Here is a 7,488-nt window from a genome sequence, read left to right on the forward strand (position 1 = left end):
ATCCGGATTGTATAAAAACTGACATATGACTCGTCTAATGTAAGAAAAGTGACATTTTATGTCTCAAATCTTATTATCAGGATGATATGATGAAACAGCAGCGGTCAGGCGCAAGGCATAAGCGTAAATTAACGGCAGGGGTGGCGAGTGCAATATTGCTGGCCGCGCTGAATACAAATGCACAGGCAGAACCAGCAAAAACACAGAATTTTTCTCTGACCGTGATGGGTTTTAACATCTGGAATAACGGCCTTGATTCCAAAATGTGGGATGCTGAAGCAAAAAAGAATGGCCAGCTGATTTATAACAAGGCCATGCAGGATTTACTGCGTGGCGTTGCCCCTGATGTGCTGGTTATGCCGGAACTTTACAACAATAGCGGCAGGCCGTTTGGCGATACGACGGTTGTTAAAGCCCATGTGAAAAATACTCTGGATCTGCTGAATGAAAAAGCAGACAAGCTGGGTGCATTTGAAAAAATCAAAGATCATGGTTCCCGTGAAGGCGAAGGCATGGTCTTTACAAGCGGTGAAACGGAATATCTGGCGGCGAATACGGTTGTCGTGAAGCCGGGTAATGGTTTCCCTGATACGGTTATCGCCGGTCGCCATTTCAATTATGCAGACACATCATCTGGTCGTATCGCTCAGGCAAAAGATGCTAACAAACTGGCACAATCTACCCTGACGCCGACAATATTGCTCGGCGATCTGAATGCCGGTGATATTTCCGAGCGTGGTCTGCTGAGTGTGGATGCGCAACTGCGTCTGATAAAAAAAGCCGCTGGTAACGCATTTTATAAAACGCTGGCTTATGAATATCTTGAGCGGGCGGATGCAACAAAATGGCGTGCAATCATTCAAGCCGAACACCCAAATGCCAATATTGACAATTTGTCATGGGAGCAGTGGGGCAATGCACTGGACAAAGCCTATCAGGCTCAAAAAGATATAGGCTTTGCCGGAGAGGCCTATCCGGTAGACAATAATCTTCCGGTGACGATGAATATTCTGAAACAACAATATCAGCTGATTCAGCTTGAGCGGAACCGCGAGCAGTTCAAACCAAGTGAAGTTGGTGATGAACGTGCGACCTGGACCAGTGACGGTGAAGAATCTACCAATACATGGCCGAGCTGGGATCGTGTGAATATTGATCATATTCTGGTTTCCCGACCTTTCGCCAAATGGGTTGAGATTGTTGATAATGGTCAATGGTCCGGCACACTTTCCAAACCATCATTGCTGCCAAATGGTAATTCGCTGTCGGATCACGATCCGGTCGCACACGAGCTGCGCTGGGTAGGGCCAAAGCTTGAGACTTATAAAGACGGCGATGTTGAGAAAAGCCGTCTGATCTGGGGCGCCGGTGCATCCGGTTTTGAAGCCAAAGGTAAAGAGTTTTTCCTGACCCGTAATAATAATCGTAATGATGTTTATCTTGGTCAGGTCGCGGATGAAAACGGCAAACCGATCCTGAAGGATCTGACGCAGGAAGAAAAACAAACACTGCTCAATTGCCAGACAACGGATGCACGCTTTGCGCAGGCTGTGAGAGATTACTGTATTGATAATCACAATTTCATTGGCGAAACCTCGGTTTCCGATGGCGGAACGGTGATTGTTTTTGAAGATGCGGTGCTGGGCAGTGCATCAGCAAATTTACGCTTAAATGGTGGTGGTCTGCGCGTGGCTGGTCTGGCAATGAACAGTCTTGAGCGCAAAATCGTGCTGGACGGCAATGGCTGGATTGATGTGACTGAGGCCGCCAATAATCTGAAAGTTAATCAGGAGATCAGCGGCAGCGGTGCTCTCATCAAACGCGGCGAGGGCGTGCTGACACTGAATGCTGCCAATAGCTACAGCGGCGGCACATCAGTAGAGCGCGGCGGACTGATTGTCGGTGATGCAGATCATACGGATGCTTCAGTGAGCGGTATGATTAAAGTCAGCAATGGTGCATTTCTTGCGGGTTCAGGAACGCTCGGCGGTATTCATATTGCTGCGGATGCTGTTCTGGCACCGGGTAACTCAATCGGCACGCTGAAAACTTCCGGCGATCTGGTGATGGAGGCAGGCTCTCTTTATCACGCGGAAATCAATCCGGATGGTACATCTGATCTCGTTCAGGCTTCCGGTACAGCAACAATCGACGGTGCCCGCGTTTATGTCGATAAAGCGGGAGGCTCTTATATACCGGGCAGTCGTTATACAATTCTCACAGCGGATGGCGGTGTGAACGGTACTTTCGCTGACCTTAGCCAGAATATGCCATTCATTAATCTCGGCCTGATTTACGATCCGAAGGCGGTTTATCTGGATGTGCTGCGCAATCAGGTTGCGTTTGACGATATCGGCGAAACGGCTAATCAGCGTTCTGTCGCAGCCTCTGTTGAATCTCTGGCAAGCGGCAATGCTGTTTATGATGCGGTGCTCGGGCTGGAAAGCAAAGAACAGGCTTTGGCTGCTTTTGATCTGCTGACAGGTGAGGTACATGCATCCGCTAAAACGGCTCTGATAAATACGAGCAGCGATTTGCGCAATGCAACTCATGATCGTCTTCGTTCCGCTTTCGGGGATAGACATGCACAGAAGGGTGCACAGGTTGTCTCAGCCAAAGATGCGCCTGCTGCTTTATGGGTGCAGAGCTTCGGCACATGGGCTGAGAATTCTGCAAACAACAATGCTGCAAAACTCAGCCAGACAACGGGTGGTGTCTTTGCCGGTTATGATGCAGAAATTGCAGAGAATGCACGTCTCGGCGCATTGGCCGGTTACAGCCGCACCAGTTTTGATGTTGATGACCGTGCCTCATCCGGTGAGAGCGATAATTATCATCTCGGCATCTACGGCGGTTCGCAATGGGGCAATACTGCTCTGAGTGCTGGTCTTGCCTATAGCTGGCACTCGGTAGATATCAGCCGTTCAGTCCGTTTTGCTGATTTCTCGGATAAACTCGCAGCTGATTATAATGCAGGCACGGTTCAGGCTTTCGGTGAACTCAGCCATAAGCTGCAAACCGGTAATGCGGTCTTCGAGCCTTTCGCCAATCTTGCCTATGTTGCTGTGAAGACGGATAGTTTTACTGAAACCGGCGGACAGGCTGCTCTGACCGTTGACGGTGACAGAATGAGCACCGTGTTCACAACGCTTGGTATTCGCGGAGCAACAGAGATGATGTTTGGTAATATCAAAGCCGAGCTGAATGGTACGCTGGGCTGGCAGCATGCATTTGCTGATATCGATCCGGTCAGTCGCGCATCTTTTGCAACGAGTTCTGCTTTTGATATTTCCGGTATTCCTGTGGCAGAGGATACCGCGCTGGTTCAGGCAGGTTTTGATATTAAGGCCAGTGAACAGGCAACTTTCGGTATCAGCTATCGCGGTCAGTTCGGATCAGGCTTTCAAAGTAATTCTGTGAATGCCAAACTTGGAATCAAATTCTGATCCATCAGATATTTTGTAAAAGGAAACTGCCGGCTTCCGTCACGGAGGCCGGCAGTTTTATTCTTTGTGTTTGTTTCGCCGGAAGATCAGGCGGCCGGTTTTAATGCGACAGCAGGAAAATCTACCGGTACATCCAGCGCGACATTGATATAATTGGTGAAGAGATTGAGAGCGACATGGGCAATAATCTCCACAATAGCCTCATCGTCAAAACCTGCGGCTTTCAGCACCGCAATATCATTTGCTGTCACGGCCGCACGGTCGCGGGTGATTTTGAGGGCAAAGCTCAGAGCAGCTTGTGTCCGCGGGTCTGAGGATTGTCCGGTCTGGGCAGCCGCCATATCGGCAGCTGATGCGCCGGCCTTGCGTCCGAGCGCTGTATGGGCGGCAAGGCAATATGCACAATTATTGGCATTGGCGACCGCAACAGCGATTTCCTCGCCCAGACGTGCACCGAGTTTGCCGGTACTAAGAGCGCCGAACGATCCCCACATGCTTTGCAGTGCAGCTGGTGAATTGGCAACAGCCTTGAACATGTTCGGGACAGTGCCGAAAGCACCGTTAATCTGATCGAGCACCGGTTTGACAGAACCGGTGGCAGACGCTGGATCAATGAGATGAATATGTGCCATAATAGATAATCCTTCTCTGTAGCTTGGAGTTGGGTCAATGAACGGTCCGGTGATGGCAGTCACCGGGCCGTTTTCAGTTCCGGCTTATGAGCCGTGAACAACGGTGTCCGGCAGTTTTTGTGTGCCGGAGATATTACTTTCAGGGTTTTGGGTGAACGCCGCCCAGTTTACATCCTGAGCAGTCTGGTTTGCGGCTTCGTGTTCCCCGCAATCCAGTCGGAGATCCGTACCGGCAATATCTGCGCCGATAAATGTGCAATGATGCGGGTGTGCTGATCCGGGATGAATATTCGGACGGAAATGACGGCAGGAAACACACATGCGCTGCAGCGGAATAGCGCCGGCTTGCTGTAATTCACGGATGAGTCTGATTTGTGTGGCGAGTAATTCGCTTTGTACCGAAGCAGGTAAGCTCGCCAGCGCCTCGGAAAAGCGCGATGAGCTCTCTTCTATCGCAGCATTGACGGCATGACCTTCAGGGGTCGCGCATATGATGCTTGCCCGCGCATCAGACGGATCCGCGGTGCGGATCAGTAGTTTTTTCCGGACAAGGGCGTTTACCGTCTCCGTGATACTGGCACCGGAAACGGCAAGTTGCGCGGCAATATTTTTTGAGCGCATACCGTCAGGTCGCGTCACAAGTAAAGCAAGAACCTGTGCCTGAGCCGGGTTCAGCCCTTCGGCTGCTGCCGCTGCCCATAGTTCAGCTCGCAGAATGATAGCAAGGCGATCAAAGCCTGTCCGTAGGTGCCGGAGTGTTGTTGATATCTGACTCATATAAATATTAAGTAGGAGTCCTAATTAAATGTCAAGCATTCAATACCGACTGCGGATGACGAACAGGCCAGTTCCGGCATGAAGTTCTCAATACTGTCAGAGAGACAGTGTATTAAATTGCAGAACTTGTAAGACGTGACAGCGCGTCTAAGGCGTGGCATAGGAGGGCGCACAATCACAAGGCCTCCTGTTTCATGATCCGCATTGACAATATCAGTAAGTCCAACAGCCATCGCATTCTGTTTATCGAAGCATCTGCCGCTTTGAACCGTGGCGAGAAAATCGGCCTTGTCGGGCCGAATGGTGCCGGTAAAACAACGCTTTTCCGTATGATCACCGGTGAAGAACAGCCGGATGAGGGACAGGTTACGGTCGAGAAAGGCGTGACGATCGGCTATTTTGATCAGAATGTCGGGGAAATGGGCGGGCGTACGGCCGTTGCGGAAGTGATGGATGGTGCTGGCCCTGTCAGTATCGTAGCTGCAGAATTGCGTGAACTCGAAGCTGCAATGTGTGATCCGGATCGTATGGACGAGATGGATGCGATCATTGAGCGCTATGGTGAAGTGCAGGCGCGTTATGAGGAGCTAGACGGTTACGGTCTTGATGGTCGTGCGCGTGAAGTGCTTGCAGGTTTGAGCTTCTCTCAGGAAATGATGGACGGCGATGTCGGCAATCTGTCCGGCGGCTGGAAAATGCGCGTGGCCTTGGCGCGTATTCTGCTGATGCGCCCTGATGTGATGCTGCTCGATGAACCTTCCAACCATCTTGATCTTGAAAGCCTGATCTGGCTTGAGAATTTTCTCAAAACCTATGACGGCGCTTTGCTGATGACGTCGCATGACCGCGAATTCATGAACCGCATTGTCTCCAAGATTATTGAAATCGACGGCGGTAATCTCACGACCTATTCCGGTGACTATGTTTTCTACGAAGGCCAGCGTGCTCTGAATGAAAAACATCAGCAGGCACAGTTCGAGCGCCAGCAGGCAATGCTTGCCAAAGAAATCAAATTTATTGAACGTTTCAAAGCCCGTGCATCCCATGCCTCACAGGTGCAGAGTCGCGTGAAGAAACTGGAAAAAATTGATCGCGTAGAACCGCCGCGCCGTCGTCAGACTGTGGCTTTTGAATTTGCAACGCCGCCGCGCTCCGGTGAAGATGTCGTCAACCTTAAAGGTGTCCATAAAGCCTATGGCAGCCGCACAATCTATGACGGGCTGGATTTTATGATCCGTCGTCGTGAGCGCTGGTGTATTATGGGTGTAAATGGTGCGGGTAAATCGACTTTACTCAAACTGGTGACCGGTACGACAGATGCCGATCAGGGCAATGTTTCACTTGGTGCCAGCGTGAAGCTCGGTTATTTCGCTCAGCATGCCATGGATATTCTGGAAGGTGACAGCACGATTCTGGAATGGCTGGAGCAGCGTTTTCCAAAAGCAGGGCAGGCACCTCTGCGCGCACTTGCCGGTTGCTTCGGTTTTTCCGGTGACGATATCGAAAAGAAATGCCGTGTGTTGTCCGGTGGTGAAAAAGCGCGTTTGGTCATGGCGGCTATGTTGTTTGATCCGCCGAACTTCCTTGTTCTGGACGAACCAACCAACCACCTTGATCTTGATACCAAAGAAATGCTGATTAAAGCACTGGCTGCCTATGAAGGCACAATGCTGTTTGTTTCGCATGACAGACATTTCCTATCAGCGCTTTCAAATCGCGTGCTGGAACTGACGCCGGATGGTATTCATCAATATGGTGGCGGCTATACGGAATATGTGGAAAGCACGGGACAGGAAGCACCGGGTCTGCATAGTTAAAATGAAGAAGCCTCCCGAAAGTGATTTCGGGAGGCTCCTTTATAATAGGGTATATGTTTAGCGGCGCTGCAATTTTTCAAAGCGCTTAATCAGACGATCCCGTTTCAGCCTCGAGAGTCGTTGAATCCAGAAAATACCGTTCATCTGATCAATCTCGTGTTGATGGCATACGGCAAGTAAGCCTTCCGACTCTTCTATATGTTCTTTACCGTCCAGATCCTGATAGCGGATATGGACGGCAGCGTGGCGCTCAACCTCATCAACAACACCAGGCATAGAGACACTGCCCTCTTGATGACGGATCATATTTTCAGAAGTCCAGATAATTTCGGGATTGATGTAGATTTTGACACCTGCATCAGGAGAAAGCTCCAATACCGTAACGCGTTTCGCCACGCCGATATGTGATGCAGTGATTCCGATCCCCGGTGCTGCGCGCATAGTGTCCAGAAGATCATCGGTGAGTTCACGCAAAGACGCATCAAACTGCGTGACAGGTTCTGCAATCTCGCGCAGACGCGAATCCGGATAGATAATAATAGGGCGAATAGTCATAACGGGGCTTTGTCTCGCTGAGTCTGAGCTATGTATATAAAGTCTCAAGCTCTCATTACTGTAAAAGCGATTTTTTGGACAGTTCTGCTGCGACTCGTAAAAACCTGCCTGGTTATTCCCGTCTGATTCCGCTCGTTTTGGTCTGAAATCGGTATTTGATTCTGAATTTACGAGTCGAAACAAGGGTTTGGTGCTTTGATTTGATATATTTGGCTGGGTTTTTGGGATGGTTTGGGGAGGTTTTGGGTGCTGGAGTGGTGT

5 protein-coding genes are annotated in these 7,488 nt (G+C 50.2%); 2 read left to right on the forward strand and 3 right to left on the reverse strand.

Features of this window, described 5'->3' with window-relative positions:
- Nucleotides 1-89 precede the first annotated feature (89 nt).
- The gene (locus tag JNC80_RS18660) at nucleotides 90-3,446 is read left to right on the forward strand and encodes an autotransporter outer membrane beta-barrel domain-containing protein (protein WP_376711242.1); all 3,357 of its coding nucleotides are present in this window, start codon (nucleotides 90-92) and stop codon (nucleotides 3,444-3,446) included.
- An 86-nt stretch (nucleotides 3,447-3,532) separates the two neighbouring features.
- Here the strand turns inward: JNC80_RS18660 and JNC80_RS18665 are convergent, their stop codons facing one another.
- Together JNC80_RS18665 and JNC80_RS18670 are read right to left on the reverse strand one after the other, a co-directional pair.
- Complete coding sequence (locus tag JNC80_RS18665) at nucleotides 3,533-4,078, reverse strand: carboxymuconolactone decarboxylase family protein (RefSeq protein WP_376711243.1); 546 nt, start codon at nucleotides 4,076-4,078, stop codon at nucleotides 3,533-3,535.
- An 84-nt stretch (nucleotides 4,079-4,162) separates the two neighbouring features.
- Nucleotides 4,163-4,855: a MarR family winged helix-turn-helix transcriptional regulator gene (locus tag JNC80_RS18670; RefSeq protein WP_376711244.1), complete on the reverse strand. Its 693-nt coding sequence runs from the start codon at nucleotides 4,853-4,855 to the stop codon at nucleotides 4,163-4,165.
- A 194-nt stretch (nucleotides 4,856-5,049) separates the two neighbouring features.
- On the opposite strand from JNC80_RS18670, the gene JNC80_RS18675 reads away from it, so the two are divergent.
- Complete coding sequence (locus tag JNC80_RS18675; RefSeq protein ID WP_116089459.1) at nucleotides 5,050-6,672, forward strand: ABC-F family ATP-binding cassette domain-containing protein; 1,623 nt, start codon at nucleotides 5,050-5,052, stop codon at nucleotides 6,670-6,672.
- Between the two features lie 57 nt (nucleotides 6,673-6,729).
- On the opposite strand, the gene JNC80_RS18680 is transcribed toward JNC80_RS18675, so the two are convergent.
- On the reverse strand, nucleotides 6,730-7,227 hold the full coding sequence (locus JNC80_RS18680; RefSeq protein WP_376711245.1) for a peptide deformylase: 498 nt from the start codon (nucleotides 7,225-7,227) through the stop codon (nucleotides 6,730-6,732).
- Between the last annotated feature and the right edge of the window lie 261 nt (nucleotides 7,228-7,488).

Origin of the sequence: Pseudochrobactrum lubricantis (assembly GCF_041929865.1) — a bacterium.
Taxonomy (GTDB): Bacteria; Pseudomonadota; Alphaproteobacteria; order Rhizobiales; family Rhizobiaceae; genus Pseudochrobactrum; species Pseudochrobactrum saccharolyticum.

What these genes read in the sequence shown, in the direction of transcription:
- JNC80_RS18660 (WP_376711242.1), top strand. Translation starts at nt 90, where the DNA reads ATGAAACAGCAGCGGTCAGGCGCAAGGCATAAGCGTAAATTAACGGCA.
- JNC80_RS18665 (WP_376711243.1), bottom strand. Translation starts at nt 4,078, where the DNA reads ATGGCACATATTCATCTCATTGATCCAGCGTCTGCCACCGGTTCTGTC.
- JNC80_RS18670 (WP_376711244.1), bottom strand. Translation starts at nt 4,855, where the DNA reads ATGAGTCAGATATCAACAACACTCCGGCACCTACGGACAGGCTTTGAT.
- JNC80_RS18675 (WP_116089459.1), top strand. Translation starts at nt 5,050, where the DNA reads ATGATCCGCATTGACAATATCAGTAAGTCCAACAGCCATCGCATTCTG.
- JNC80_RS18680 (WP_376711245.1), bottom strand. Translation starts at nt 7,227, where the DNA reads ATGACTATTCGCCCTATTATTATCTATCCGGATTCGCGTCTGCGCGAG.